Annotated in this window: 26 protein-coding genes and 2 pseudogenes; 16 read left to right on the top strand and 12 right to left on the bottom strand. The window is 61.4% G+C overall.

Annotated features, from left to right (window positions below):
• From F3W81_RS06110 to F3W81_RS06050, 13 genes are all read left to right on the top strand, one after another.
• Positions 1-588, top strand: a complete 588-nt coding sequence (locus F3W81_RS06110; protein ID WP_193082743.1) for a hypothetical protein — start codon at positions 1-3, stop codon at positions 586-588.
• Between the two features lie 12 nt (positions 589-600).
• Entirely contained in the window at positions 601-849 is a 249-nt protein-coding gene (locus F3W81_RS06105; RefSeq protein WP_193082742.1) for a hemolysin XhlA family protein, read from the top strand.
• Positions 836-1,339, top strand: a complete 504-nt coding sequence (locus F3W81_RS06100; protein ID WP_193082741.1) for a DUF1804 family protein — start codon at positions 836-838, stop codon at positions 1,337-1,339. Before F3W81_RS06105 ends, F3W81_RS06100 begins: the two co-directional genes overlap by 14 nt.
• Positions 1,336-2,994: a phage terminase large subunit gene (gene terL, locus F3W81_RS06095; RefSeq protein ID WP_193082740.1), complete on the top strand. Its 1,659-nt coding sequence runs from the start codon at positions 1,336-1,338 to the stop codon at positions 2,992-2,994. The genes F3W81_RS06100 and terL overlap by 4 nt, the downstream gene beginning before the upstream one ends.
• 209 nt (positions 2,995-3,203) lie before the next feature.
• Entirely contained in the window at positions 3,204-4,601 is a 1,398-nt protein-coding gene (locus F3W81_RS06090) for a DUF935 domain-containing protein (RefSeq protein WP_193082739.1), read from the top strand.
• Positions 4,602-4,663: 62 nt separating this feature from the next.
• The gene (locus F3W81_RS06085) at positions 4,664-6,154 is read left to right on the top strand and encodes a PBECR2 nuclease fold domain-containing protein (protein WP_193082738.1); all 1,491 of its coding nucleotides are present in this window, start codon (positions 4,664-4,666) and stop codon (positions 6,152-6,154) included.
• A 103-nt stretch (positions 6,155-6,257) separates the two neighbouring features.
• On the top strand, positions 6,258-6,827 hold the full coding sequence (locus F3W81_RS06080) for a phage virion morphogenesis protein (protein WP_193082737.1): 570 nt from the start codon (positions 6,258-6,260) through the stop codon (positions 6,825-6,827).
• Between the two features lie 293 nt (positions 6,828-7,120).
• Entirely contained in the window at positions 7,121-8,251 is a 1,131-nt protein-coding gene (locus tag F3W81_RS06075; RefSeq protein ID WP_193082736.1) for a hypothetical protein, read from the top strand.
• 12 nt (positions 8,252-8,263) lie between these two features.
• Complete coding sequence (locus F3W81_RS06070) at positions 8,264-8,605, top strand: capsid cement protein (protein WP_193082735.1); 342 nt, start codon at positions 8,264-8,266, stop codon at positions 8,603-8,605.
• Between the two features lie 10 nt (positions 8,606-8,615).
• Positions 8,616-9,203, top strand: a complete 588-nt coding sequence (locus F3W81_RS06065; protein ID WP_226941878.1) for a hypothetical protein — start codon at positions 8,616-8,618, stop codon at positions 9,201-9,203.
• Positions 9,204-9,310: 107 nt separating this feature from the next.
• Complete coding sequence (istA, locus tag F3W81_RS06060; RefSeq protein ID WP_193082734.1) at positions 9,311-10,840, top strand: IS21 family transposase; 1,530 nt, start codon at positions 9,311-9,313, stop codon at positions 10,838-10,840.
• Positions 10,830-11,621 carry an IS21-like element helper ATPase IstB gene (gene istB / locus F3W81_RS06055; RefSeq protein ID WP_193082733.1) on the top strand — a complete coding sequence of 264 codons (792 nt, stop codon included), beginning with the start codon at positions 10,830-10,832 and terminating at the stop codon, positions 11,619-11,621. Before istA ends, istB begins: the two co-directional genes overlap by 11 nt.
• Positions 11,622-11,749: 128 nt before the next feature.
• The gene (locus F3W81_RS06050; RefSeq protein ID WP_193082732.1) at positions 11,750-13,207 is read left to right on the top strand and encodes a methyl-accepting chemotaxis protein; all 1,458 of its coding nucleotides are present in this window, start codon (positions 11,750-11,752) and stop codon (positions 13,205-13,207) included.
• 8 nt (positions 13,208-13,215) lie between these two features.
• Here F3W81_RS06050 and F3W81_RS21245 read toward each other — a convergent pair.
• A pseudogene (locus tag F3W81_RS21245) lies at positions 13,216-14,414 on the bottom strand (hypothetical protein); the annotation flags it as partial.
• Positions 14,415-14,862: 448 nt separating this feature from the next.
• On the opposite strand from F3W81_RS21245, the pseudogene F3W81_RS21145 reads away from it, so the two are divergent.
• Together F3W81_RS21145 and F3W81_RS06045 are read left to right on the top strand one after the other, a co-directional pair.
• Positions 14,863-14,958: pseudogene (locus F3W81_RS21145) on the top strand (hypothetical protein); the annotation flags it as partial.
• 24 nt (positions 14,959-14,982) lie between these two features.
• Complete coding sequence (locus F3W81_RS06045) at positions 14,983-15,525, top strand: transposase (protein WP_264298894.1); 543 nt, start codon at positions 14,983-14,985, stop codon at positions 15,523-15,525.
• Positions 15,526-15,694: 169 nt separating this feature from the next.
• Here F3W81_RS06045 and F3W81_RS06040 read toward each other — a convergent pair whose 3' ends face one another.
• The 10 genes from F3W81_RS06040 to F3W81_RS05995 form a co-directional block, all read right to left on the bottom strand.
• Positions 15,695-16,474 (bottom strand): SDR family NAD(P)-dependent oxidoreductase, encoded by a 780-nt coding sequence (locus F3W81_RS06040; RefSeq protein ID WP_193082731.1) that lies wholly within the window; start codon positions 16,472-16,474, stop codon positions 15,695-15,697.
• The gene (locus F3W81_RS06035) at positions 16,471-17,439 is read right to left on the bottom strand and encodes an NAD-dependent epimerase/dehydratase family protein (protein ID WP_193082730.1); all 969 of its coding nucleotides are present in this window, start codon (positions 17,437-17,439) and stop codon (positions 16,471-16,473) included. The genes F3W81_RS06040 and F3W81_RS06035 overlap by 4 nt, the downstream gene beginning before the upstream one ends.
• A 1-nt stretch (position 17,440) precedes the next feature.
• A complete protein-coding gene (locus tag F3W81_RS06030) occupies positions 17,441-18,421 on the bottom strand; it encodes a LysR family transcriptional regulator (RefSeq protein WP_226941877.1) in 981 nt (326 codons plus the stop codon).
• Entirely contained in the window at positions 18,418-19,089 is a 672-nt protein-coding gene (locus tag F3W81_RS06025; RefSeq protein ID WP_193082729.1) for an aspartate/glutamate racemase family protein, read from the bottom strand. Before F3W81_RS06025 ends, F3W81_RS06030 begins: the two co-directional genes overlap by 4 nt.
• Positions 19,086-20,543: a dihydropyrimidinase gene (gene hydA, locus F3W81_RS06020; protein ID WP_193082728.1), complete on the bottom strand. Its 1,458-nt coding sequence runs from the start codon at positions 20,541-20,543 to the stop codon at positions 19,086-19,088. Before hydA ends, F3W81_RS06025 begins: the two co-directional genes overlap by 4 nt.
• Positions 20,544-20,548: 5 nt before the next feature.
• Positions 20,549-21,475, bottom strand: coding sequence for an N-carbamoyl-D-amino-acid hydrolase (locus F3W81_RS06015; protein ID WP_193082727.1), 927 nt, complete (start codon positions 21,473-21,475; stop codon positions 20,549-20,551).
• Positions 21,476-21,497: 22 nt separating this feature from the next.
• Complete coding sequence (locus F3W81_RS06010; RefSeq protein ID WP_193082726.1) at positions 21,498-22,169, bottom strand: amino acid ABC transporter permease; 672 nt, start codon at positions 22,167-22,169, stop codon at positions 21,498-21,500.
• A gap of 9 nt (positions 22,170-22,178) precedes the next feature.
• Positions 22,179-22,847 (bottom strand): amino acid ABC transporter permease, encoded by a 669-nt coding sequence (locus tag F3W81_RS06005; protein WP_193082725.1) that lies wholly within the window; start codon positions 22,845-22,847, stop codon positions 22,179-22,181.
• Entirely contained in the window at positions 22,847-23,605 is a 759-nt protein-coding gene (locus F3W81_RS06000; RefSeq protein ID WP_193082724.1) for an amino acid ABC transporter ATP-binding protein, read from the bottom strand. Before F3W81_RS06000 ends, F3W81_RS06005 begins: the two co-directional genes overlap by 1 nt.
• A gap of 71 nt (positions 23,606-23,676) precedes the next feature.
• Positions 23,677-24,552, bottom strand: a complete 876-nt coding sequence (locus tag F3W81_RS05995; RefSeq protein ID WP_193082723.1) for a transporter substrate-binding domain-containing protein — start codon at positions 24,550-24,552, stop codon at positions 23,677-23,679.
• Between the two features lie 430 nt (positions 24,553-24,982).
• On the opposite strand from F3W81_RS05995, the gene F3W81_RS05990 reads away from it, so the two are divergent.
• On the top strand, positions 24,983-25,924 hold the full coding sequence (locus F3W81_RS05990; protein ID WP_193082722.1) for a 2-hydroxyacid dehydrogenase: 942 nt from the start codon (positions 24,983-24,985) through the stop codon (positions 25,922-25,924).
• Here F3W81_RS05990 and F3W81_RS05985 read toward each other — a convergent pair.
• A complete protein-coding gene (locus F3W81_RS05985) occupies positions 25,902-26,777 on the bottom strand; it encodes a LysR family transcriptional regulator (protein WP_193082721.1) in 876 nt (291 codons plus the stop codon). The two genes, F3W81_RS05990 and F3W81_RS05985, sit on opposite strands and share 23 nt — an antisense overlap.
• Positions 26,778-26,823 lie beyond the last annotated feature (46 nt).

The following is a 26,823-nucleotide window of genomic DNA, read 5'->3' as shown; positions in this document are numbered from 1 at the left end:
ATGAACTTTTCCCTACCCGTCCTGCCGATCTGGCAAGCCCGCAGCTTCTGGGCCCAGTTGCTGATGCTCGCCTCTGTCGCGCTGAATGCTGCTGGCATCGACCTCATGAGCATCTTTGGCCAGGTCGGCCTTGGCGACAATCCTGACGCGGTCATCGATACTGGCCTCAGCGTCTGGCAGACGATTTCTCCGCTGATCTTCGGCTTCTGGGCCTGGTGGGAACGTCGCGCGCCGAACTATCGCCTGGGCGTCACGCTGCCAGGCAAGTCTGGCGCTGCCATGGTGGGCATGCTGATGCTCACGGGACTGATGATCGTCGGATCGACCTCTCAGGCCCATGCCCGCCCGCAGTCGATCATCATCAATACCGACTGCCTCGCCCGCGACCTCATGCTGCGCGATCTCGCACAACGGCTCGGCCAGACGCCGATCGGCAGTGGTACCACTTTCGACCGCAAGATCGAATTTCTGGCGTCGCCCGATGATGACAGCTGGACGATCATCCTTGTTGCTCCTGACGGCAACAGCTGTGTGATTGGCGCCGGCCCGAACTGGCTCGGCCCCAAGCCGACCGGTGAACCACTCTAAAAGGGTAGAGACTTGGTTGAACTTTCCGAACACCAGAGCCGTGAAATCTCCAAGGCGCATAGCCGCCTCGATCGCCAAGAGCTCCGCATACAGGTGCTTGAAGTGAAAGAGGCGGGTATGTCCGAATGGCGTGCCAACACCACCGACAAGCTCGACAACATCCAGTCGGGGATACAGTGGATTTCCCGGCTTATTATCGGCGGTATCATTGCCGCTGCCATTTCCTTCATCATCGCGGGAGGCCTGAATGGCGCGCAATAACGAAGATCTCCGCCGCAAGGCCCGTTCCGACTATATCTTTCGCCGCTTCACGCAGGCGACGATCGCGGCCGCGTATGGTATCAGCGAGGCAACAGTCGGGCGCTGGAAGAAGGCCGCAAAGGCCCAGGGTGATGATTGGGACAAGTCCCGCACCGCGAATGTGATCGCTGGCCAGGGCGTCGAGGCCGTCGTGTCGAGCGTCGTCGAAGACTTCATGATGCAGGCCCAGTCCATCCTGGACGAGATCAAGGGTGGCGAGCACAGCGTCAAGGAAAAGGTCGCCATGCTGGTCTCGCTCTCGGATGCGATGACCAAGATGGCCGCTTCGGCCAAGCGCTTCGCCCCCCGCGTCTCCGAACTTGGCGTTGCCCAGGACGTCATGTCCAAGCTGCTGGATTTTGTGCGCGACGAGTTCCCCATGCACGCTGCCGCCATCCTTGAGGTCATCGAGCCCTTCGGCGAACATCTGGCCGAGATCTACACGTCATGACCCGGCGCCCGAAACTCAGGGCGAGCATCAGCAAGAAAGACTTCCGCGACAAGATCGCGGATATGGCCAACGACTTCGCGCGCCATATCGAGCTGAACGTCGAGGCCTTCGCCTCCGATCCCGTCGCAAAGGCCGAGCGCCTGCGCCGGGTGGCGGAAGAGGACGGCTTTCAGTTCTTTATGGAAACCTACCTGCCGCACTATGTGCGCGGCGAACACAGCCTGTTCCATCAGCACATCTTTGCGCGCGTGCCGGAGATCCTCGCCTCAGAGAAGGGCGTGCGCGATCTCTTTATCGCCCCTCGCGGGGCCTCTAAATCCACCCACCTGTCGCTCGGCTTTGCGCTCTACTGCATCGTGCGGGGCTTGAAGCGTTACATCATCGAGGTCTGTGACGTCTATGAGCAGGCCGCGCTACTGATCGAGGCGATCAAGGCCGAGCTGACGACGAACATCCGCCTGCAGAACGATTTTCCCGAGGCGTTCGGCGCCGGGCGCCTGTGGCGGGAGGGTGAGATCATCACCCAGAACAACGTCCGGGTCGAAGGCCTCGGCGCGGCCAAGAAGATCCGTGGCCGTCGGCACGGGCCATATCGCCCGGATCTGCTGTTCCTGGACGACATCGAGAACGATGATGCTGTGCGCAGCCCCGATCAGCGCAAGAAGCTATGGAACTGGATCTATCGGGCCGCGCTGAAGGTGGGTCCGCCGGACGGCAGCATGGACGTGGTCTGGGTCGGCACCGTCCTGCACTTTGACGCCGTAATCGTACGGGCGGCGAAGTCTCCAGGTTGGAATGTCACCGAGTTCCAGGCCGTGGTTCAGTTTCCCGATCGCATGGATATGTGGGAGGCCTTCGAGGAGGTTTATCACAATGACGGTGAGGAGGCTGCGCGCGCATTCTATGCCCAGCACCAAGCCGAGATGGACCTCGGCGCGATCGTCAACTGGCCGGGCGTGCAGTCCCTGCTATTCCTCATGCTGGAACGCGCGGCCGATCTTGCAGCCTTCCAGACCGAGTACCAGAACAAGCCGATCAGCGAAGGCAACCCCTTTGGTGATCTCAAGTACTGGGTCCAGCGCCGGCACGATTGGGTGTTCTTCGGTGCGATTGACCCGTCACTTGGCAAAAAGGGCAAGGGGCGAGATCCGTCGGCCATCCTGATCGGCGGGTTTGATCGCCTGTCAGGAACGATGGACCTGGTCGAGGCGTCGATCCGCAAGCGTCTGCCGGATCTGATCATCGCGGACACGATCGCCCTGCAGAAAGAGTATGGCGCACTGCTGTGGTTCGTGGAGTCTGTCCAGTTCCAGGAGTTCCTTCGCACGCAGCTGATGGTGGAGGCTGCAAAGCAGGGCATCGGGATCTCAGCGATCCCCGTCACGCCATCTGCCGACAAGGATCTACGGATCGAGCGCCTACAGCCTCCTGTGGCCGCCGGGCTGATCCGGTTCAATGCCACCCACACCACGCTGATCGATCAGCTGCAGCAATGGCCGAACGCGGATCACGACGACGGCCCTGACGCCCTCGACATGCTCTGGCAGAACACCCTGCTTTATGCCGGTGGCGCAGCGGGCGGCCAAATGCTGACAGCCTCAGCGCCGGCTGGCGGCGACGGTCTCGGAGGCTATCGGCTTGGGGGGCGCGGATGAGGTGTTCTTACTGCGGCTCCCAACTGCATGGCAAAGCAATCTGTCCACATACTTGGGGTGGATCATCACGTCGCGCCAACCTGCGCTGCACCTACTGCGGCGGCAGGGATCATGATGCGGCCGCGTGCCCCAAACGACATACTGGCCCTGCGGATCGCGCCCAGGGCCTTCAGATCAAGGACCCGTGGGTCCGGTAGGGAAACGAATTCATGAGCCGCCGCAAATCCAAATCGAGATCCAGCGCCCCGTCCGCGCCCGCAGCTTTTGCTGAGCCGTCGCGTCGTAACCTGCCGGCAGTGTCGCAGACTCTTATTGCCAACGCGACCAATGACATCACCATCCCGTTCTATTCGGGGGTTCTGCAGCATGCCGATGACACGCTGATCCAGCAGGGTGGCGGCAAAGGCCTGAAGATCTATGATGAGATCGAGAAGGACACGCATGCCTTCTCGATGCTTCAGAAGCGCAAGAAGACTATGGTGGCGCGGGCGTGGGAGGTCGAGCCGGGCGGCGAGCGTGAGATCGACACGGAAGCTGCCAATCTGGTCAGAACGCAGCTGAAGCGCCTTCCGTTCGATCGGATCTGCGAAGACCTGCTCGATGCGAACCTGAAGGGCTATGCTGTCAGCGAGATCGTCTGGGCGCGTCATGGCAATGAGATCCGGCCGGATCGTATCACGACCGAAGATCAGCGCCGCTTCGTCTTCGATCACGATTGGAAGCCGCGTCTACTGACCTGGACATCGATGACGGACGGCATCGAGCTGCCCGATCGCAAGTTCATCGTTCATCGCGTCGGGGTGAAGGGGAATAACCCTTATGGCCTCGGCCTCGGGTCGCGGCTGTTTTGGCCGGTGCTCTTCAAGCGCGAGGGCATCACCTTCTGGCTGCACTTCCTGGAGAAGTTTGCCGGACCGACGGTGGTGGGCAAGACGCCCTACGGCACGCTGTCGGACGAGCAGAACAAGCTGCTGCGCACTTTGGTCAGTGCGCGGACAGCCTCGGCTATCACCGTTCCGATCGGCACCGATGTCGAGTTTCTGGAGGCCAGCCGATCGGGCAGCGTGACCTACGAGCAGTTCCTGAACTATTGGGATCGGCAGATCTCGATCTGCGTCACTGGCGAGACACTCACCACGCAGGTCGGCGAGTCGGGTGGCAGTCGCGCACTTGGCGAAGTTCACCAGGAGATGCTGGATCTGCTCGTCGACAGTGACGGCGATTTGCTGTCGGACACCTTGCGCGATCAGCTGGTCGCATGGATTGTCGAATACAACCTGCCGGGCGCGGCGGTTCCGTCCGTCTGGCGCGTGCGACCCAAGAACGAGAAGGCCATTGCTGAGGCCAAAAAGACCCAAGCCGGCGCGGCCGAGGCAGTCGACAAGGCGATCCGTGCGATCGTCGCGGCGTCGGCCCGGTTCGAGGATAATGCCGTGGCACGGGAATACATCGTGTCATTTGACATCACCGACCACCTCTCCGAACGCACGGTCGACGCTCTGGTAACGGCGCGGCACGCCTTCGCGGTCAAGAGTGAGCCGGATCCCTTCATCGCGGATGCCCGCAATCCTGCGTTCTCGGCTGCGCGGCTCAAAAAAAAACTCTGAGCCATCGCCACGTCTGCTTTGCTGAGCCCGACGGCACTGTCGCCCGTCTGACGGATTTGGCGATGGCAGCGGCCGAGCGGCATTTTACCCGCCGCCTCGCTGCCGCGGCCAAGGCCATCCAGTCTGCCAGTGATTTTGATGAGGCGGCGCGCAACCTCCTCGGCCTCGCCGCGACATGGACCCCAGATGCCCTGGGCGCGCTGGTCAGACAGGCGACCGAGCTTGCGGCGCTGGAGGGGCGCGAGGTTGTCTTTGCGGAGGACGACGCGCCGGCCGCCTTTGCCGAAGCTGATCTCAGCCGTCAGGATTTTCGCGAGCAGATTGATTACCTGACGCAAAAGCGGGGCAAGCCTACGCGCGCCTGGACCGATGCGATGCACGGCGATCACGACCGCGCCTTTGTCGTCGCAGGCGTCACCGACACGGCAATGCTGGAGGAGTTCCAGGCGGCCGTCATCGACGGCGCCAAGACCTACGACATCAAGACCTTCGGCAAGGAGTTCGATCGCCTCGTCGAAACCTATGGCTGGTCCTACAATGGCGGGCGCAACTGGCGGGTCCGGACGATCTTCGAGACCAATATCCGCACGAGCTACATGGCCGGCCGCCTGCGCCAGATGCGCGATCCGGACATGGTCAAGATCCGACCCTACTGGCAGTACATCCATGCCGACACGCGCGTCCCGCTGGAACCGCGCCCCGAGCATGTCCTCTGGGACGGCATTATCCTGATGTGGGACGATCCGTGGTGGGACCTGCATTTCCCCCCCAATGACTGGAAATGCAGCTGCGGCGTGCGCACCCTGTCCCGAGGCGATCTGCGCCGCATGGGCAAGACCGGGCCGGACACCGCACCTGAGGTGACGACCCATCCCTTCACCCACCAGGCATCCGGAGAGACGGTGCAGCTGCCCGAAGGCATCGGCTATGGCTGGGACTACATGCCAGGCGATACCTGGGAGCGCGGCCTTGTACCCTCTGCCCTGACAGAGGAGGCGGGCGGCCTGATCCACGAGGGCCGACACGTCGCTCAGATCGACACACCGTCTTCTCTGGAGGATCTGATCGCGGCGGCCAAGCCGTTCAAGGCAAAGCCTTTGGCCGAGGGCCTGCCTGACGAGGACTACGTGCGCGCCTTCCTGGAGCCGTTTGGTGCCGACATCGGCGCGGCGGTGCTATGGGAGGATGCGAGCGGCACGAAGCTCCCGATATCCGACCAGCTATTCCAGGATCGCCAGGGCAATTGGAAGGTCGGCAAACGCAATCGTGCCACGCTGACGCCCTTGATGGCAGAGACCTTGCTCGATCCCGACGAAATCTGGATTGGCGTTGCCGCGAAGACAGACCCGATCAACCCGGATCAGACTGAACTGATTGTCGATCGGCGCTACATCCGGACCGATAAGGAGACCGGCTTGATGGTTGTCTTTGAGATCGGGCGCAAGTGGTGGGAGGCGATCACCGCCTATGCCCCGACGAACAAGAAGCGCGACCCCGATCTGAAGCTGCTCGATCGGCGGCGCGGCGGCAAGCTGGTCTGGAAACGAAAATGACGGCCGGGGCGATCCGACCGTCAGTGCAGGGAGCTAGCAGGACCATCGCCGGTCTTCGCATGCCCGCCCCAAAAACATAGGCACGACAGGAGACCTTGGCAATATGGCCGGAATTATTACCTTTGACACTGAACTGCGCGATGGTGCTGCGCGCCTCGCCCTTCAGGACATGCTCGACCAGATGGACAACAAGCGTCCGTTCTATGCGTCAGTCGGAGAGCGCCTGCTGAGCTCGACGAAAGATCGCTTCCGCCAGCAGAACGCACCGGACGGCACGCCTTGGGCGCCCTTGAGCCCTCGCACGATCAAGGCGCGCGAGTCGGCGGGTTTGACGCCGATCTCGATTTTGCGCGCCCGTGGCTATCTGGCCGGGTCCATCAACTACATCGCCACCTCCGACGAGGTCAGCGTTGGCTCCGGGGTGGCGTATGCCGCGATCCATCAGCTCGGCGGCACCATCAACAAGCCAGCGCGCCAGGCGAAGATCTATCGCATGAAGGATGACAACGGACAGGTCGGGCGCCGCTTCGTCAAGAAGGGCGATGCCAACCATGTCACCGACGTCACCATCCCGGCACACAAGATCAACATTCCGGCGCGCCCCTATCTCGGGCTGACGGCGGCAGACGAAGAGGGTATCCTTGAGGACGCCCAGGACTGGCTCATGGGCTAAAATCCGGCGTTGCGCAGAACGGCCCGCTGAGTGCGATGGGTATGTGGAGGGGCGCAGAGGGTCGCGGTTGACCAACTACCCCTGTTAGCCCCCTGTTAGGATCGCTCTCAGCGCCAATTCCGCCCCCTCAGTGGGGTGACATCTGCGATTTCTCTTGTCGATGAGCCCGGATCGCCCCATCATCGAACTACTCCCTAAGCTGACAACCACTTCAAGCACTCCCCCGGACATCTGTCCGGGGGTTTCGTTTTTTGGGGCATGGCAAAGCTGGTTCATCAACGACGGATGGACCTATGAACCCGATCACAGCCCGCATTGAGGTATTCCGCCCCGGCACATTCAAGCCGATGGCAGGCGCGCCGATCACCTACTCGGTGGCCGACCTGCGCGCGATTGCCGATGCCTACGATCCTGACACCGCGCCGGCGCCGATCGTCGTCGGCCACCCAGACCTCGATGCACCGGCCTTCGGCTGGGTGAAGGACTTTGACTTTGATGAGACCACGGATCGGCTCTACGCCAATCTGAACGATATCGAGCCGGCCTTCGCCGCGCTGGTCAAAGCCGGGCGCTTCAAGAAGGTCTCCATGTCCTTCTTTGCCCCCGAGCAATCGCACAACCCCGTGCCCGGCACCTGGTACCCGAAACACGTCGGCTTTCTCGGCGCGGCGGCCCCGGCTGTCAGTGGCCTGAAGAACGCGCACTTCGCCGGAAAGGGCGATGTGACCTTCACGGCAGACTTCGGCGAGCTGGGCTTCGAAGAGACCGCCAGCCTGTTCCGCAGCATGCGCGACTTCCTGATCGAGAAGTTCGGCCTGGAAGAGGCCAACCGCGCGCTGCCCAGCTGGAACATCGAATGGCTCGACGAGATCGAGGTCGAGAAACCCGGCCGAGACGGTCTGCCGAACTATGCCGCGCCTGGTGCGCGGCAAATCCCCCCCCAAAAACCAAACGAGGTGCCCGCAGTGCCCAAACCCAATGATGCGGCCTTCGCCGCCCGCGACGCCGCTCTGACGACCCGCGAGCAGGCAATCAAAGATCGCGAAGCCAAGATCACGCACGACGACAACGCCGCCTTTGCCGAGAAGCTGGTGACCGAGGGTCGCTTGCTGCCCGCCACACGCGACAAGGTCGTCTCCATTCTGGACGCTTTGCCGGGCGAGGCCTCGATCAGCTTCTCGGAGGGCAGTGAGAAAGTTTCGCCCGCTGCTGCCCTGCGCGAGATCCTGGAGGCCCAGCCTGTGGCCGTCTCCTTCGGCGCTCTGCCGCTGCCAGCCGGTCCCGGCGGTCAAGTCGCTGCTGCCTTCGCCGCCGATGGCCATGCCGTCGATCCCGCCCAGCTCGGGCTTCACCAGAAGGCGCAGGACTATCAGCGCCAGCACCCCGGCACCGAATACCTCGCTGCCGTGCACGCCGTTTCCTGACCTGAGATCCCCATGTTGCGCACCTACCATTCCATCCTATCCCTGACCGCCACCATGGCGGCCGTCTGCGAAGCCGGCGCTCTGGTTGGCTTCAACGATACCCCGATCGTCACCGCCGATCAGCCGGTCAAGGGCATCGCCCAGAACCCCGCCACTGAGGTCGGCCTCGATATCGCCGTCACCGCGATCGGCTTCGAGACGGTGACCGCCGTGGGTGCCATCGCCGTTGGCGACAAGCTCGTCTCCGCCGTCGGGGGGGGTGTCGCGAAAGCCGGAGCTGATCCGGCGAACGTCTTTGCCACCGCCCTGACCGCCGCCGCCGACGGCGCGTCCGTCCAGATCCTGATCCGCTGAGGAAGCATCCATGAACGCCATCAACCAACGCACCGCGGCCGTGATCGACCCGATCCTGTCCACCCATGCCCGTGGCTACCGCAATTCCGAATTCATCTCGCACCTGCTGTTCCCGCGCGTGACGGTCCCGAACCGCGCGATGCGCGTGATCAAGTTCGGCAAGGAGAGCTTTCGCAAGCTGAACACCCGCCGTGCCCCCGGCGCCGACAAGAAGCGCATCCAGTACGGCTACGCCTCCGATCCCATCGCCCTGGTCCAGGATGCTCTGGAAGGCGTCGTGCCGCTTGAACACCAGGAAGAGGCCATGTCGATCCCTGGCATTGATCTCGGCGCGGGTGCCGTGAACATGGTGCTCGATGTCATCGATCTTGGTCACGAATACGAGGCGGCACAGCTGGCGCGTGGCGCGGCCAACTATGACGCAAACCACAAGCTGGCCCTGGTCGGTGCCGATCGCTGGGGCTCCGCAACGTCGGACCCGTCCGGTGACATGGACGCTGGCAAGGAGGCGGTGCGGCGCTCGATCGGGCGCTATCCCAATACCCTGACCCTGGGGCCGACGGCGTTCACTTCGCTGAAGAACAATCCCAAGTGTTGATTGTCACTGAGAACTGACCCGGCACCAGCAGAAATTGTCATTGAGAATTGACCCATGTGCAACCTTGCCCCGGCTTGAATCAGCTGGGGGCGCATGGAGTGATAGACATGGGATTTTTGAGGGTAATTCGGAAATGGGCACTGCGGGATAAGATGCCTATTCGCGAGATCGCGCGGCGGACGGGCGTATCTCGCAACACGATCAAGAAGTATCTGCGGGAGGGGATTGTTGAACCTACATTTCAGGTGCCGGATCGTCCCAGCAAGCTGGCCCCTTATGCTAAGCATCTTACTGCATGGCTGACGACTGATCAGCGCAAATCACGCAAGGAACGCCGAACGGCGAAGCTGATGCATGCCGATCTTGTAAAGCTTGGATATGACGGTTCCTACGAACGTGTTGCGGCCTTTGTGCGGGAATGGAAGGGTGACCGGCAGCGTGCGCATCACACGACAGATCGTGGGACTTTCGTGCCGCTGGTGTTCGCGCCGGGCGAGGCTTTCCAGTTCGATTGGAGCGAGGACTGGGCCTATGTCGGCGGCGAGCGTATCAAGCTGCAGGTCGCGCATATCAAGCTGTCGCACAGCCGGGCATTTTTGGTGCGGGCCTATCTGCTGCAAACGCATGAGATGCTGTTTGATGCCCACTGGCATGCATTCCGCGTCTTCGAAGGCGTCCCCGGGCGTGGCATCTATGATAACATGAAGACCGCGGTCGACCGGGTTGGTGTCGGCAAACAGCGTAATGTGAATGCGCGGTTCCTGGCCATGACCAGCCACTACGTCTTCGATCCCGAGTTCTGCAATCCGGCGGCGGGCTGGGAGAAGGGTCAGGTTGAGAAGAGCGTGCGTGATGCCCGACATCGCCTATGGCAGGTCGCTCCTGTCTTCCCAGACCTTGCTGCACTGAATGAATGGCTGGAAGATCGTTGCAAGCTGCTGTGGGCGGAGACGGCACATGGCGCACTGCCTGGCAGCATTGCTGACGTTTGGGAGGCCGAGAGGTCTGCCCTGATGCCCCTGCCCACGATGTTTGATGGCTTTGTCGAAGAGAGAAAGCGCGTCTCACCGACCTGCCTGATCACCTTTGATCGCAACCGCTATTCCGTGCCCGCCAGCTTTGCGAACCGGCCGGTGAGCCTGCGCATCTACCCCGACCGGTTGGTGATTGTCGCCGAGGGGCATGTGATCTGCACGCATGAGCGGATCATTGAACGATCCCATCGTCAGCCTGGGCGCATCATCTATGATTGGCGGCATTATCTGGCGGTCGTTCAGCGCAAACCCGGGGCGCTGCGCAATGGTGCGCCCTTCGTCGAAATGCCCGAACCCTTCCGCTTGCTGCAGGCGAAGATGCTACGGCAGCCCGGCGGAGATCGGGAGATGGTTGATATCTTGTCACTGGTTTTGCATCACGATGAACAGGCGGTGCTCTGCGCTGTGGAATTGGCACTGGAGGCGGGTGTACCCACCAAGACCCATGTGCTGAACCTGCTTCACCGCCTGTTGGATGGCATGCCGACCGACCAGCCAGACGTGAACCCTCCAGCCGCCTTGTCCCTGAGCAAGGAGCCCGAGGCCAATGTCGCACGTTATGATGGATTGCGCGTCCAGAAAGGAGTGCGCGATGCGTCATGATCCCGCTGGAGCTGCCATCGTCATCATGCTGCGCAGTCTGAAGATGCCAGGCATGGCGCAGGCTGTGCAGGATCTGCATGAGCAAGGATCGCCCGCATTTGAAGCCGCCATGCCGATCCTGTCGCAACTGCTCAAGGCGGAAATGGCCGAGCGCGAGGTGCGCTCTATCGCCTATCACATGAAGGCGGCCCGCTTTCCGGCTTACAAGGACCTCTCCGGCTTCGACTTTGCCGCCAGCGAGATCCGTGAAGCCTTAGTCAGACAACTCCATCGTTGTGAGTTCATGGACGCGGCCGAGAATGTGGTGCTGATCGGAGGTCCGGGAACAGGGAAATCGCATGTTGCAACCGCCCTTGGCATTCAGGCCATCGAGCATCACCGCAAGCGCGTCCGCTTCTTCTCGACGGTTGAACTGGTCAACGCACTGGAGCAGGAAAAGGCCCAAGGCAAGGCCGGGAAGATCGCTGAGGCGCTGGTCAAAACCGACTTGGTGATCCTGGATGAGCTGGGGTATCTGCCGTTCAGCGCCTCCGGCGGCGCGTTGCTCTTCCATCTTCTGAGCAAGCTGTATGAACGCACCAGCGTCATCATCACCACCAACCTGAGCTTCAGTGAATGGGCCAGCGTCTTCGGCGATGCCAAAATGACCACAGCACTGCTCGATCGTCTCACGCATCGCTGCCACATCCTCGAGACCGGCAATGACAGCTACCGCTTCAAGGCCAGCTCCGAAATAGCGAAGAAAAAGCGAAAGGAGGCAACAGCATTGACGCCATCATAATCAGCAGATCATAACGACTGGGTGGGTCAGATCTCGATGAAAATGCCGGGTCAGTTCTCAATGACAATCAACAGTACAGCACTGGCCGGACCGGCACCAACGGCGCTCCCGACACCCTAATTCCAAAAATGAGCTACGGGCGTGACTTTCCACAATGGGGTTGGATTGTCTCCACTGGCGCCTATGTGGAGGATGTGCAGGCCGTCATATCTCAATTGCGCAACTATGCGCTTGGTGTGTTCGGTGCGGGCATCCTGCTGCTGTCGCTCCTCAGTATCGCCATTGCCCGAAGCGTGACCCAACCGATCCATGCACTGAACCTCCGTATGCGTTCCATGTCGGCCGGCGATCTCGCGTCGCCAATCCCGGTTGTCGACTGGGCGGACGAAATCGGTGAGATGGCGGCGTCCGTAAATTCCTTCCAGGTAGGTCTCCAGCGCACTTCCGAACTGGAAGAGGCCGACGCGCGAGCCCGCAGTGAAAAAGAAAAGGCTCGTCTGCGCGCAGAAGCCGAGCGTGACGAACGCCTCGCCCGCGAGGCTGCCGCAGAACGCGATGCCCAGCTGCAAGAGGCACAAGACGCGGCTGAACGTGAACGGCAGCGTCTGTTGCTGGAAGATGAGCGGAACGACAACGCCGAGAAGCAGCAGGTTGTTGTGCAGGCACTGGGGCATGCTCTCAAACAGCTGTCGCAGGGCGACCTGACCAGCATGATATTGACCCCGTTCTCCGGAAGTTATGAGGTGATACGCACCGACTTCAATGCCGCCGTTGCCAGCCTCCGCGATGCCCTGTCCTCGGTCGTGAATAACTCGAATTCGATCCGGATCGAAACACGGCAGATCAACTCGGCCTCTGATGAACTGGCAAGACGCACAGAAAGACAGGCGGCCACATTGAAAGAAACAGCCTCCGCCATGAACGAACTGGTCGGCTCGGTTCGCACCGCTGCAAAAAATGCCAATGAGGCGAACGCCATTTCAAAGGACGCACAAACCAACGCGGCCAACGGCAGCAAGGTCGCGACCCTCGCCGTCGACGCGATGGATGCGATCCGCGTTTCGTCGAACGAAATCTCAAAAATTTCATCTGTCATCGAAGATATTGCATTCCAAACCAACTTGCTGGCACTGAACGCCGGTGTCGAAGCCGCTCGCGCGGGAGAATCCGGTCGTGGCTTTTCCGTTGTCGCAACCGAGGTGAGGGCACTGGCTCAACGTTCTTCCGAGGCTGCAAAAGAGATTAATGATTTGATTGAAAAGTCGGGACAGCATGTGGCGACCGGTGTGGATTTCGTAAAAAAGACTGGCGGCGCGCTATCGTCGATCCAGTCCTCGATCGAGGACATCTCCACACGGGTCGAAGGTATTGCGGCATCCGCCGCCAAACAGAGTAGCAGTCTGGTCGAGATCAACGCGGCCGTAAGCGATCTGGATCAGGTTACTCAGCGCAATGCCGCGATGTTCGAAGAAACCAGCGGGGCTACCCATGCCTTGCTCGGTGAAGTCGACGCCCTGTCGGAAGCGGTTTCGATTTTCAATCTCAACGGTTCATTTGGACATGTAGTGCGCCGGACTGCGGCGTGAGGCAGAGGTTAGGTGTTCAGTTCCGGCATATGTTGGATTGGATTTATGAAGAAATCGATCTGGCTCTGAAGTCCAGATTTTGCAGATGTATTCGAAGGGCGTGAGGCCGTTCAGGGGCTTTAGCCTGCGTGCGAAGTTGTAGGTGAGGAGGGAAAAGCCAACAGTTCTGTGGACTGTTGGTTCCGACGCAAGACGAAGTCGGCGAGGTGAGTGCGCAGCTTATCATGGCTCTCGTAATCGTCAGGTTTCACGTTCAGCCGTCGCCGATCCCCCGGATCGGCTTGGGGCCTCACCCTCCTTGATCGTTCGGTTCATCCGTTCGACCCGGCCACCCCTCGGAAAAACAGCCCCCCGGACTGTTTTCTTATCCTCACGGCGCTAAGGATGGTTGGGCTGGGTCAGCCGGTGCTCGATGCCATTTGCTTCGCAGATCATGTCAAAGCGCATTTTCTGGGAGTATGCTGGCGGGGCTGCTTGGTGAATTGGATGCCCCTCGCCATTGTTGCTCGGACCAATGGCGCTCCTATGGCTCGATCCGTCAGGATCGTGTGGATGAGATAGGACACTGCCTTGAGCAGACGCTCGAGGAACTCCCACGCTGTCTTGAGATCCGCTTTATCCACCAGTTGAGTGACTGCAAATTTGCTGGTCCGGTCAATGTCTACAAAGAAATAGAGTTTGCCCTCCACCGTCTGAATTTCCGCGATATCCCCTCTCGTGCATGTAAACATTCACTGACGGGCAGCGGATATCGAATAAGCACCCTCTAGGCGATTACAGCATCGCCTGCCGGGCAGTGGATGGGATAGCGCTTGAATTTCTGGCGTTTTGGCTTGTCTTATTCGATATCCAGCAGGAGAGAAATGCCGTGCCGCTGAAGGTGAGGAGGGTAAGAAAACGATCCGGCAGGTCGTTTTCCCCGACGCAAGACGCAATGCCGACCGGGTCGACCTCTCGGGACATTTCCTGCGTAAATACCCTGTCGGCCGGCGGACGCGGAATTGATGGCTGAAGAGCATAGAAGCGTCCTTCGCACCAAACGGTCCCCCAGATCGGTTTTTTGACGTTCGAACTCCAGCGGCAGCAGCGTGTGCCGTCGGAATGCGACGATCATCGCCTCTTCAGATTCGGTAAGAACGATTGAACGCGGCTCCTTTGGCCCGGTCTTCAGATTCTCCACCGTCGCACGCTTTGGCCACTTCGCAACGATCCTCCTCACTGCCTAACTCCTTGCATAGCTGCGCGAGCCAGCTTGCCCCTTTCGGGACTATGCTGCGCATGACCCTGCCGGGCAGAAGATCGCTGTATTGCGGCTCTGACGGCGCATGTTGTCGTGGCGCTCGCATGACGAACTTGTCCCATAAGGCTTCCTTCCAAGCCCTAGAAAGGATCGCAGCACCAAACCGTATGACCAAACACTTCGTTGCCTACCCGATGGGCTCCAATGTCGCGTGCCGAATTGACCAGACAGTCACGCGGCCACCGCGGATCTTGCCCGCGAACGAGAGGCCGTCGCTTGCTTTGAAACGATCGGCAGACAGGAATGGCAGCTCTGGGAAACGCTCGAAACAGAAGGCGTCATCGCCCGACCAGTGCCGCCCGTGCAGGTAAGGGCGTTCGCATGAAGCCGGGGTACGCGTGCAAAGACCGACCGAATTGACGCGGAGCTTATTGCCCGCTTCTTTGCCTTTCGACCCGATGCCGGTCACCGCCTTCCCACAGAAAAGCTGCGATTTCTTAGAGCTTTGACCTCAAAGCGGGCCCAGATCGTCGAGATGCGCAAACGTCAACTGGCACAGATCCGCGCGCATCAGAAGCCTGGCGCAGCCGAAATATTTAACAGCATCGATACCGAACCAACGGCGCGGCTCGACCGCCTGATCAAGGAGCTGGAAGATAGGATCGGGGCCGCCATATCCAGCGACGATTTGCTGGCAGAGACCGCTGGTGTTCTACGCTCCATCCTCGGGATTGGACCAGTGGTCAGCACAATGCTGATCGCGGAGATGCCTGAGACTGGCACCATGACCGGCGAACAGGCCGCAGCTCTCGAAGGGCTCACCCCTGTCGCGCATGACAGTGGAACCCTTTGCGGGAAGCGAACCATTGCAGGCGATCGCCGTGCCCTGAGGCATGTGATATTCCAAGCTGCTCTGGTCGCCACGCATCTCAACCCTACCATGAAAATCTTTGCGGATCGTTTGCGAAAAGCCGGGAAACCGCACAAGGTCATCATAACGGACGGCGCCCGGAAACGGGTCAACCTTGATCATGCTCTGTGTCAAAGCCGTCACAAATGGACGCCTTCGACCGTGTGATGGATACAGTTGCTGGATTAGGCGTATGTATTCGTTGGGTGTGCGGCCGATGAGCGTCTTGAGTATTCGTGCGAATTTCCAAACTGTCAGGAAGACGGCGATATGTGCGCATGAGCGACCGTCTGAAGGATTTCGTCCCTGTTGCGAAGGACGGGACAATTGGGTGAGATCAGCCAGCCATCCATCCGCCATCGACGAGAAGGTTATGCCCGGTAACAAAGGTCGTCGCCGGATCGGCAAGGAACAGCACCGCCTGAGCGACATCTGCCGGACGACCGAGGCGAGGCATGGGAGTGCGGGCTTCGGAATAGGCGATCATCTCTGGTGCAATGGCGGGGCCGGTTTTCCCGGTCAGGATCTTGCCGGGTGAGACTGCGTTGCAGATGATCCCTTCTTCGGCATGCTCCACCGCGATCTGGCGCATCATCTGTAGGACTGCGGCCTTTGAGACGCCATAGGCGAAGCCGCCGGGAGAGGCGACCATGCCATGTTGTGAGCCGATGATGACCACACGACCACGGACATCTTTCAGCGGCTCTTGCGCACGCATCTGTACCAAAGTGCCTGAAAGTACGTTGTAGACCCCGTCGACGTTGACGCCCATGACCCTTTTCCAGTCCTCTGGTGTGGTCTGGGGCAAGCTACCGCGACCGGGTGTCATGGCAGAGGGCACCACCAGGTCAAGTCGGCCATGGGTTTGCGCAATTTTCGCACAAAGTGCGGCGCAGGCAGCGTGGTCACGTACATCGAGCCGGACAAAGCACGAGGCAGGTGAGATTTCGGACAACGGCTCTGCCACGGGCGGTCCGCCTTCAACGGCGTCTTGCGTGATATCGGTCGCCCACACCGTCGCGCCAGCCTCTGCGAGGCGCAGTGCAATGGCGCGGCCGATGCCGGAGGAGGCGCCGGTGACAAGCGCGCTTTGGCCGCTGAGGGGAAGGTGGGTCATGCGAGGGGCTCCTGCAAACTTTTCTGCCAAGGGATCTGGTCGGTCACGGCATCTGCCATGTGGCGTCCGCCGTTGAGCCCGGTGAGGGCCGCTGTGGCTGCGGTGGACATCGGCCCCCGCCGGGGATCTGCACGGGGTGCGATGTCCGGGGACGCCGCATCAATCAGTGGCGTTGGCAGACCCATGGCTTCGGCCCAATCGGTCAGCGCGAATGGCGCGCCGCCCGCGATGTTGTAGCAGCCGCCTGCGGCTCGATCCATGCGCGCAGTCACTGCCGCGATCATGGCGGCGGCATCGCGGGAATAGACCCAGTCACCGCGCATTTCATGCGCCAGCCTCACGGGGTGTCCCACCGCGCTCAGCCGCAGGAGCTGCGCTTGGGGTGAGAGATCCGGACGGGCCTCTCGCAGGCTTTCCCAAGGGCCGAAGAGCGGCCCGAGGCGCAGAGTTGCCAGCCGCAGCCCAAGCGTCGGCGCGACACGTCTGCAAAGCCTCTCTGCAGCCAGCTTGGTTTCCCCATAAAGACTGTCTGGACTGACGGGAGCGTCTTCCAGCAATTCAGCCGCGCCACCGCCAAGACTGCCGTAAACGGAGATTGATGAGAGCAGCAGCACGTCGCGCAGCCCGGCCTGTGCCGCTGCGCCCAGAACACGCAACGCACCCGTCACGTTGACTTCGGCAATGCGCAGAGCGTCTTTTTGCGCGGTTTCCTCGTTGGGCGTCATAGCAGCGGCATGGACCAGAAGATCTGCGCCGCTTTGGGCAAGCGCAGCCTGCAGGCTGCGGGCGTCGAGGATATCGCAGGGCAGGTAGCTCGTTCCCGCAATTTCGGGCCGTGAAAAAAGCTGCGGATCAGGCGGGGCTATGTCCAGAAGTGTCACCCGGTCACCGCGCGCAGTAAGCGCCTCGGCCAGGGCGAGGCCGACGAAGCCTGCGCCGCCGGTGATGGCGATGGAGCGGGTCATGTCAGGCGTCCTTTACGGGGATGGCGGGCGCAGGGCCAGACAGACCGGGGATGTCGAGTGCCGTGGTGGCGCGACGCATCTCTGCCATGAACGTCTTCAGGAGTTCCGAATGAGGAACGCCGCGTCGGGTGAACATCATGCAGCGCACCGGACAGTCCTGTGCCAGTGGACGCGCCACCAATCCACCTTTGCCTTCCAGGCCATCGAGGTAGGGCTGGGCCGACCAGGGATCGACGATGCAGACGCCCAGGCCATTGGCCGCAAGCGATGCTGCCGTCTGGCAATAGCGTGTTTCGAGTTGGGGGTGATAGGTCACGTGGGCGGCCTCGAAGGCTTGGGCGACCATCCGGCCAAGGAAGCTTTCCTGGTCGATGCCGATGAACCGCTCTCCCCTCAGGGCCTTGATCTCGATCTGGTCATGGCGGGCCAGCGGGTGGTCCTGCGGCAGCAGGGCGACCATCTGACCCAGGCGCAGCTCTTCGGTATTGACGTTGGGGATGCTCCCGGCAGCAAGGCCCACGCCCATATCCGCTTGGCCAGTCTGTACCGCACGCAGGACGTTGTCGAGGCGGCGCACGTCAAAGCTGACAGTGACGTCTGGCCGGGTGTCGAGGAACCCCCGCATCGCCTGGGGGATGACGGAATAGCCGGGTGGCGGCGTGGAAATGACGCGCAGACGCCCGACGCGTCCGTTGCGCAGATCGCGGGCGCGCATGGCGAAGCTGCGCACGATGCCGAAGAGCGGTCTGATTTCCTCGTAGAGGTTGCGGGCCTCCAGCGTGGGTTCCAGGTGGCGTCCCGTGCGTTCGAACAGGGTGAGGCCAAGCTGGGCTTCAAGTTGCCGCAGCCCGGACGAGACCGCCGGTTGCGAAATACCAAGGCTTTCCGCTGTCGCCACGGTGGTGCGTTCCCCCATCATGGCGGCGAAAATCTCAAGTTGTCGCATGGAGGTTTCGGGCAGTTTCTCCGGACCTTTGGTCATGTGGCACAGAAGTCGAATGCAGGATCACCCTGCAAGGCGGCAATGGCCTGGGCCAAGGCGGCAGAGACCGGGTCGATCACCGCAAGGCCGGTTTCGGCTTCAAGACGGGCGCGGATCAGCGCCATGCCCGCGCAGCCGAGCACGATAGCGCCGGCCCCCATCTGCCCCAGCTCTTCGGCGCGTTGGCGGATCAGCGCATAGGCCCCCGGGTCGCGCATCGGGGCTTCGGCGGAACAGCCCGAAAGGTGCAGTTCACCGGCGAGCCGCCCTTCGATCCCCATCATGCGCATTTTGCGCATGTGACGCGGGATGGAGGCTGGGCCCAGGGCGATGACGCCAAACCGGTCGGCCCGTGCCATGGCCGACAGAAGCGCGGCCTCCTGACAGCCGATAGCAATGGGTCCGTCGGGCATGGCGCGCAGCAGGTCCAGGCCGGGATCGGAAAAACAGCCGGTGATCACCACCCGTGCAGGGGTGGCGCGTGCCATGCCAAGCACGCCCAGACCGGCGCGGGCGACGTCTTCGTCGCTGGCGATCGTTGCGGGGCTTTCGGACAGGCAGGCCGTGGTCAGGGAAAGCCCGGCAGGCAACATGGCGCGCGCGGTGCGATCCATACCGTCCGTGACCGTCTTCGACGAATTCGGGTTGATCAGCAGGATGTCCGTCATCCGCGCAGATCCGTTCCGAAGTTCTGGGCCGGGTCGAATTCCTTCACCGGGGCGCCGGGGCGGGCGCGCAGATCGACCGGGGCGCGACCGAAAAAGCGCCCTTGGCCTTCGGTGGCCTTCAGTTCGCCTTTGTCGACAATCACTTCGCCGCGCGTCAGGACGGTTTCGGGGCGGCCTCTCAGCTCCCGCCCGTCAAGCGGAGTGTAATCCATGTTGTCGTGCTGGTCCTCCAGCGTGACCGTATAGCGCGCTTCCGGGTCCCAGATCGCGATATCTGCATCCATGCCGGGGGCAATACGCCCCTTGGTGGTGCAGCCGAAGACCTTGGCGGTGTTGGTGCTGGAGAGGGCGACGAACTGCTCCAGCGTGATGCGCCCCCCAACGACCCCTTCCGAGAAGAGCCAAGGCAGGCGCAGGCCGATCCCGGGCATGCCATTTGCGATCTTCGGGTAGGGCACGTCAGAACCGTTCAGGAATTTGCCCGTGGCATCCGCGCGATAGGGGGCGTGATCCGAATGGACGCCGACGAATGTGCCCATGCGGATGTGATGCCAGAGGGCCTCCTGCGTTTGGGTATCGCGCAGGGGGGGCGAGCAGATGTACTTAGCGCCTTCCATGCCCGGTCGGTCGAGGTCATTGCGGGTCAGCGACAGGTACTGCGGGCAGGTCTCGGCAAACAGCTTTGCCCCGTTGAACTGCTCGCGCCGGATGATCTCGGCCCCGCCTTCGGTCGAGACGTGAACCACGAAAAGCGCAGCATCGGCCAGCTTGGCCAGTTGTACGGCGCGGTTGATCGCCTCCTGCTCGGCCAGTTCGGGGCGCGAAATCGCATGGTAGCGCGGCGCGGTCAGGCCGCGATCGGCCAGCTGCCGGTTCATCCATTTGACCATGTCGTTGTTTTCGGCATGGACCATGGTGATGGCGCCGTGCTTGCGCGCTACGGTCAGGATGTCCAGCATCCCGCCGTCGCCGATATTCATCAGATCGTAGGTCATGAAGACCTTGAAGCTGGTGATGCCACGGGCGAAGGCGCGGGGAAGCTGATCGGTCAGCACCTCTTCGCGTGGGTCTGAGATGATCAGGTGATAGGAATAGTCGATGACGGAGCGGGACCCGCGCGCGTCATAGGTCGCCAGCACATCGTCAACGTTTTCCCCGCGCTGCTGTGCTGCGAAGGGAATGAAGGAGGAGTTGCCCCCGAAGGCCGCAGAGATCGAGCCCGACAGGTAGTCATCCGCCGTCATCACGCCAGAAGAACTTTCTTGCGCAATATGGGCATGGGTCTCTATCCCGCCCGGCATCACAATACGGCCGCCGGCATCGATGCGGTGCTCACCACCTTCGATCTTGTCGGCCAGGGCGGCGATCTTGCCGTCCTTGATGCCGATGTCGCCGGTGCTGACACCTTCGGTGGTGGCGATCTGGCCGCCGTGGATCACGCAATCGAAAGTCATGGGTATTACTCCGGCAATTTGACGCCCGTCTGGGTGGCGATGCGGCCATAATGCTCGATCCGGCGGTGCGCCACAAAGTTGAACACGGTGGATTTGCCGAAGGCGCATTTGGCAAAATCGGCTTCCGCCGTGATCAGCTCGTCGTTTTCGCTTTCCGCGCGGGCGATGACGAAGCCGTCAGGGTCGACGATGATCGTGCCTCCGATCATGTGGTTGCCGTCCTCCATGCCGCATTTGGCCACGGCCATGGCGTAGGTCGAGTTCTGATAGGCCCCGGCGCAGACCGAAAGCTCATGATGATAAAGGCGCTGCTTCAAGCCCTCGTCCTGAGACAGGTTGTTCTGCGAGGGGGTGTTGTAGCCGATGCAGACCAGCTCGACGCCTTGTAGGCCCAGCTCACGCCAGGCCTCTGGCCAGCGGCGGTCATTGCAGATCGCAAGGCCCATCAACACGTCTTGGCTGCGCTTGACATTGAAGCCCAGGTCGCCGGGCAGGAAGTAGCGCTTTTCCAAGTGCTGGTGGGTGCGTTCGGGCTCATATTCGGTGTGGCCGGGCAGGTGGATCTTGCGGTACTTCAGCGTGATCTCGCCCTCTGGGGACACGATGATCGCGGTGTTGAAATGCTCTCCCTCCGGCGTCAACTCGCAATAGCCGAAAGTCATGCCCATGGCGTAGCTTTTCGCGGCATCAAATAGTGGCTGGGTATCGGGTCCGGGCATTTCGGCTTCGAACCAATGGTCAAAATCGGCGCGGGCCTCGACGTAAAAGCGCGGGAAGAAGGTGGTCAGGCACATTTCGGGGAAGGCGATGAAGCCAGCCCCCTTTTCATGCGCGGTTGCCATCAGCGCCAGCATGCGCGCCACGACCTCTTGCCGTGTTTCGTCCTTCTGAATGCCGCCCATCTGTGCTGCGGCCAAGATCATGCGTGTCATCTTTTCAGTCTCTTCTGATAGTTTAGCTGGTGATCGACAGGCCGCGCTGGAAGCGTGAGATCACGCGCACCAGCGGCCAGAGAACAAGAAGGTAGAGGCCTGCGGCCATTACCAGCGGAGAGGAATTGTAGGTCACGGCCCGGGCCATGTTGGCGCTGTAGAGAAGCTCCGACAGCGACACGACCGAGGCGATGGAGGTCAGCTTCACGATTTCCACCACGTTGGACAGGATATCGGGCAGCACGTTGCGGATCGCCTGCGGCAGGACGACGTAGGCCTGCGTTTGGGCGGGACTGAGGCCGGTGGCCCGGGCTGCTTCGGTTTGCCCCCGGCCGACGGACTTGATGCCGCTGCGAAAGATCTCTGCGAAGTAGGCGGAGTTGTTCAGCAGGAAGGCGATGCAGACCGCGATGAAGGGCGATACGCGCACCCCGACGAAGGGCAGGCCCGCGTAGATCAGGATCAACAGGATCAGCGGTGGGATGGCGCGGAAGATGTCGATGAAGAAGAAGGCCGGCAGGCGCAGCAGGGCGTTCTTAGAGCTGGCCAGCAGGGACAGCGCCAGACCACCGGAGAGACCCAGCACGATCACCACGGCACAGAGCTGAAGTGTGACCCAGGCCCCTCTCAGCAGCAAAGGGGTGGCCTGCCGCATGATGTCGATGTTGAAGAAGGCATCTATAAAGTTTTCCATGTCGGTCCCTTAGTGTTCGTAGTGGAACCGGTTTTCGATGTAGCGCGAAAGCAGCATCGCCGGAAAGAAGATGATAAGATAGGCCAGAGCGGCCATGGTCAGCGGCGTCGCCGACCCCGAAAAGGCTTGGGCAGATCCCGCGACCGAGACGATTTCCTTGACCCCGATGACAGAGCCATAGGCCGTCATCTTGGAAATGGTCAGGGAGCGGTTCACCAGTTGCGGGATGTCCATGCGCAACGCCTGCGGGAAGATCACGTGGACAAGAACTTGCAGAAACGACAGGCCCGTGGCTTGGCCGGCTTCCCACTGCCCGCGGGAGAGGGAGGTCATCGTGGCCCAGAAAATCTCTTCCACGAAGGCAGCCAGGACCAAGGTCAGGATCAGGTAGAGCACGAACCAGTCGGACAGGATGATCCCGACGGAGGGCAGGCCGAAAAACAGGATCAGCATCAGGACCAGTGGCGGCAGGGCGCGCATCAGGTCGGCAAAGAGGACGATGGGCAAGGTCAGCCAGCGTTTCTGGTAGGCCCGCAGTCCGGCCAGCAAGGCGCCAAGCGCCAGGCCCGAGATGACCACCAGGACCGATATCCAGACGGTCACCCAGACAGCCCGCACCAGAGCCGGCAGGTAGGTCGCGATGATTTCGGGATTGAGGAATGCGTCGAAGAAATCCATCAGGCTGCGTGCCCCGAAACACGGGACAGAAAGGCCTTCAGCCGATCGGATTTAGGGTTGCCGAAGATCTCCTCTGGTGGGCCTTCCTCGACGATGACACCTCCATCCATGAAAACGACTCGGTCGGCGGCTTCGCGGGCAAATTGCATTTCGTGGCTGACGACGATCATGGTCATGCCGCCTTCGCGCAGGTCACGCATGACTTTCAGAACCGAGCCAACAAGCTCCGGATCCAGCGCCGAGGTGGGTTCATCAAACAGCATGACCTGCGGATCCAAGGCCAAGGCACGGGCGATGGCGACGCGCTGTTGCTGGCCGCCCGAAAGCTCGCCCGGCATGGCATTTGCCTTATGCTTGAGACCCACCTTGTCGAGCATTTCCAGCGCGCGGGCTTCGGCTTCCGCCTTGGGCCGGCCAAGGGCCTTGCGCTGAGCCAGCGTCACATTCTTGAGCACGGAGAGATGTGGGTAAAGGAAGAACCCCTGGAAAACCATGCCGACGCGCAGGCGCATGCGGTCCAGTTCCTTGCGGGTGATGCCCAGCATTGGCTTGCCGTTGACATGGATCGCGCCCGATGTGGGCTCTTCCAGCCGGTTGCAGCAGCGCAGCATGGTGGATTTGCCTGATCCTGAAGGCCCGATCACGAAGACCATCTCACCGTTCCGAACTTTTAGGTCGATGGAGTTCAGCACCTGCGTCTCTCCGAAGCGCTTTTCCAGCGCGGTGATTTCTAACGTGGGGCGAGGCTGTGCTGCCATGATGATTGAACCTGGGAAAAGAGGGGACAGGCCGGGGCGGGAACCCCGGTCTGGAAGTTAGGTGAAGTGGATCACTTGAATGTGCAGGACACTTCGTGCGCGTCGGATTGGTAGCCCTCAAAACCCGGGGTACCGTAGCCGGCGGAGGGGGTCACGATCAGCTCGCCTTCCTCGGGTGTGAGGCCAAACCACTTTTCGGAGAGGGCCGCCATGGTGCCGTCTGTCTTCAGGCACTCCAGCACGGAGTCGAACAGGTTCCGGGTCGCGTAATCGTCACGGCGGAAGGGCAGCGACCAGGACAGGCCGGTGTTGAGTTGGAAGGCGAATACAAGGCGTGGGTTCTGCTTTCCAGCCCACGCGGTTGAGGTCATGCCTGCCATGCTGGCATCCGCGCGGCCGCTGGTCACGGCTTCGAAAGCATCGGCCTGGGTGCCAAAGGTCAGCACGGTCAGGTCCATCTCTGCGGCCTTTTCGGTCAGCCAGGTTTCGTACAGCGAGCCCTTGTTGGCCGTGACGGTCTTGCCTTTCAGGTCTTCAAGGCTGGTGATGCCGGCGTCAGGCTTGGTGGCGAAACCGAAGTTGGTTTCCATGAACCCTTCGGTGAAGAGCAGCGTCTTGGAGCGCTCTTCGGTCACCGTGGTCGGAGCGGCGATGTAGTCAAAGGTTTCCGAATGCAGTGCCGGGAACAGGCCGGTGTACTGGCCTGCAACGATCTTGATCTCGACGCCCAGCTTTTCTGCCATCGCCGCGGCGAGGTCGATGTTGAAGCCTTGCACGCCACCATCGAGCGAGGGGAAGGCATGGGGGGCAAAGGTGCCGTCGACACCGGCAACGTAGCCCTCGGCCTTGATCGGAGCGATCTCGGCGGGCGGCTCGCCTTCGGCGTGGGCCGCGGTGGCGACAAGAAGGGCGGCAACAAGGCCGAAAGATGTATGTTTGAAGGTCAAGGGAGGTCTCCTGCTGATCGCGCATTGTCAGCATGCGCTGTGCCGCCAACTTCGGGGCGGAGGGATCAAGAGGCCAGATAAATGCGGATTATATTATGATTAAATGTATAATCTCAGCTTATACTATTTCAGGTGGGATAGGTTGAGGGGCTTGCGGTGCACCGTCATATCGCCCTGTAAAGTAAGCCTATTGCATCTCTGTCGCCCCTGTCATCCGCAAGCCGGATGTACCTGAATGTGGCGCGGTCCAGCCCAGAAACCTCGCGTTCTTTTGGGCGTTTTTTGGGCATCTGACGCGAAAGCGATGCGCAAAAACGGCTCCAATGAGGGTTTCTGGGGAGCAAATCTGGTGCCCCTTTCTGCGCCGGGTTGGAGAATCCTGTTGGAGCATGACAGAGGCACGGTGACGCAAATACCAGGAGCCCTGCCCATGTCCGCCCCCCGCACAGTCGATGTCCTCTTCTCCGCGCCTCAAGACGTCTATGATGAATTCCATCCCGCCATCATGGCGGCTCTCAAATCAGTCGGAGTGCCGGCGCGGATCAGCCCGGAGCTTGCGCCCGAGGACGTGGACTACATTGTCTTTACGCCGAACGATCTGATCAAGGATTTCTCTGGCTTCACACGCGCACGGGCGGCGCTTTCGATCTGGGCGGGTGTCGACAAGGTGCTGGGTAATCCGACCCTGACGCTGCCGCTCGCTCGGATGGTGGATCCGGGCCAGCGCGAAGGCATGGTGGAATTTGTCACCGCTCACGTTCTGCGCCATCACATTGGGATGGATCGCTATATCCTGTCCTCCACTGGTTGGGACCAGACAGCGCCCAAACTGGCGCGGTATCGCAAGGTGGCTGTGCTCGGCCTCGGGGAACTTGGTGGTGCCTGCGCGCAGATGCTTTCGGCGCTGAATTTCGATGTCCATGGTTGGAGCCGCCGGGCGCGTGAACTGGACGGCATGACCTGCCACCATGGTGCGGAAGGTCTGACACGCGCGCTTTCGGACGCAGAGATCGTGATCTGCCTGTTGCCCACTACGCCACAGACAGAAAATGTTCTGAACGCGCAAACCTTGGCGCTGCTTGAGCCGGGTGCAGTGGTGATCAACCCCGGGCGGGGCGCGCTGATTGACGATGCCGCGCTGATCACGGCACTGGACGCTGGCACCCTTGGCCATGCGACGCTGGATACTTTCCGCATCGAACCGCTGGACGAAGATCATCCCTTCCGCGCCCACCCGAAGATTACCATCAGCCCACATATTGCCTCTCTCGTGCGGGTCGACAGCAGTGCCGGGGTGATCGCAGAGAATATCCGGCGCGGTGAGGCTGGCGAACCCTTCTTGCACCTTGTCAGTCGTCAGGAAGGCTACTAGTTGCCAAGGTGCCCGTAAGGGAGGCGATGATTGCCTGCCGACCCGCCGCGCGTTCGTGCGTGACACGGGTCAGCAGCACAAGTCGGCGCTGATATCCCGAACCGTCGGGCAGGGGGCGTGCTTTTTTCAGACCGGCCCATTCCGGCACAAGCGCTGCCCCGATCCCGCTGGCGACAAGGTCCGATATCACCTCAAGCCCGTCCAGCGCGCAAAGCACCTGCGGCATCAGCCCCCGATCTGCCAGGTAGCGCGCTGCAATCTGGCCGCCCCAGCTTTCTGGGTCATAAGCAATGTGTGGCAGATCGGCGAAAGCCTCCTCGGCGTTGCGGGCCGGGTGTCCTTGGGGCACCAGCAGGCAGAGCGGTTCACTGCGCAAGGGATGCTGCTGCAAACCGAAGGGCGTGGGGAAGGGCGGCGCGACGATGAGCGCCGCGTTCAGGGTCCCTGCCAGAACGGCCTCGTACAGCGCGGCAGAGGAACCCGGAGTGATCTGCAGTTCCAGTCGTGGCGCGCGGCGGCGCAGATCCATCAACAGGTCCGGCACCGCCGCCGTCAGCATGGTCGACACCGCCCCCAGCCGGAACACCCCCTGCGCCACTGCCGGGTCGGCGTTGCGCCGCAACTCATGTGCCTGACCCACGATCCGCCGCATCGCCGGCAGCAGGTCCCGACACGCGGCCGAGGGGGAGGAGGCATTGGCCCGCCGCTCCAACAGTGTTTGTCCCAGCTCGCGCTCAAGCACCTGTATACGCTGGCTCACCGCCGCAGGAGTCAGCGCCTGAGCCTGTGCCGCTGCCACGATGGAGCCATGGTCTACCACCGCCAGAAGGCTTTCCAGAAATCGCGTATCCAATAGTTTTTCTTTCGCTGAGAGTTAGATAAATTCGTTTTTCCTTTCT

Origin of the sequence: Pseudooceanicola spongiae (assembly GCF_014899185.1) — a bacterium.
Taxonomy (GTDB): domain Bacteria; phylum Pseudomonadota; class Alphaproteobacteria; order Rhodobacterales; family Rhodobacteraceae; genus Pseudooceanicola; species Pseudooceanicola spongiae.
The sequence above is the reverse complement of the archived record's forward strand: the minus strand, read 5'-3'. Positions and strand labels throughout refer to the sequence as shown.